The 1,103-nt window shown below is 67.7% G+C and carries 2 protein-coding genes; both read right to left on the bottom strand.

The window, feature by feature from the left end; genetic code table 11:
- Positions 1-18 precede the first annotated feature (18 nt).
- On the bottom strand, positions 19-804 hold the full coding sequence (locus AC1DYI_RS36515) for an eCIS core domain-containing protein (RefSeq protein WP_477208968.1): 786 nt from the start codon (positions 802-804) through the stop codon (positions 19-21).
- Positions 805-862: 58 nt separating this feature from the next.
- Positions 863-1,103: hypothetical protein (locus tag AC1DYI_RS36510; RefSeq protein WP_477208967.1), on the bottom strand; the 241-nt coding region annotated here is incomplete at its 5' end.

Here is a 1,103-nt window from a genome sequence, read left to right as displayed (position 1 = left end):
CCTCAGTGCGCTCGGCTCTTACTTCGGCTTCTTGCCGCGCTTGCCGGTGTAGCCCTTCTTCACTGCCTTCTTGCGACTCTTGTCGATCGTCGGGTCGTGGTGGCCGGTCGTGTTCTTGTAGCGGCCGGTCGGGGCACCGCCGAGGTAATGGTTCGGGTTGCCGCAGTTCTCGTGCCCGTGCGAGCACTTCACCAGCTGATGCACACGCTGGCCGGCCGGGCTGGCTTGCTTGAGTTGYAGGCTGACCCCGCCGCTCGTGCAACCGGCGCAACCGCAGCCCTTGGCGTGCGCGGTCTTGCGCTGGACCGGTTTCATCTGGGTGGCTCGTGCGCCCATCTGATCGGCTTCGCGCTCCAGGCCCGGGTTGTCGTTGATCGCCACGCCGCCGGCTTCAGCGGTGGGTTTCACGCGGCCCTGGCGCTGCTGTACCAGGTGCCAGGCCTCGTGGGCCAGGTGCTGCTCCTGCCCCGGGGCGAGGTGGATGTCATTGCCTTGCGCATAGGCCATGGCTTGCAACTGCGCGGGCTTGGACGAGTTGTAGTGCACCTGAACCTGGCCCAGGTCGACGCCGGACAGTGCATGCATGCCTTGCCGCATAGTCTCGGGCAGCGCGTTGCGGGGCGGCGCCTGCCCGGTGCCGGTGTTCAGCTGTGTCAGTTGCCGTCGCTGCGCGGTCTGCCGGGGGCTGTCGTCGGCCACGGCGTTGGGCGCCGGCTTTCGTTGGCACGTTCGATCGGCGGCGGGCTGCAACTCGCGGCGCTGTGCGGCCGTGGTTGCGCGGATGAATTGGCGCGTGGTGGTCATGGATCGCACTCCTCGTTGACGGCGTTGCTCGTACCGAAGCGCAAGGCGGGTGGCTCGCTCAAGGGCCTGTGGGCTGCTTGGCGACGGGCCGAGGTTTGGGCTTGCCGCGTTGCTTGCGTTCTTTCTTCTCTGCGAGCTTGCGGCGCCGTGCGGCCTTCTTCAGATCGGGCCGCGGCCGTGCAGAGGGCAGGGCGTCGATCTGGCGCGCGCTGCCGCTGGCTTGCTGGTCGGTCTCGGGATGTTCCTTGCTGACCTTGCGCACCGTGCCCTGATAGCTGAGGTAGTGGTCAGGGTGGCGC

It is taken from the genome of Ideonella sp. P3_A4 (assembly GCF_056403075.1).
Note: the sequence above shows the minus strand (reverse complement) of the source record. Positions and strands in the feature narration are given on the sequence as shown.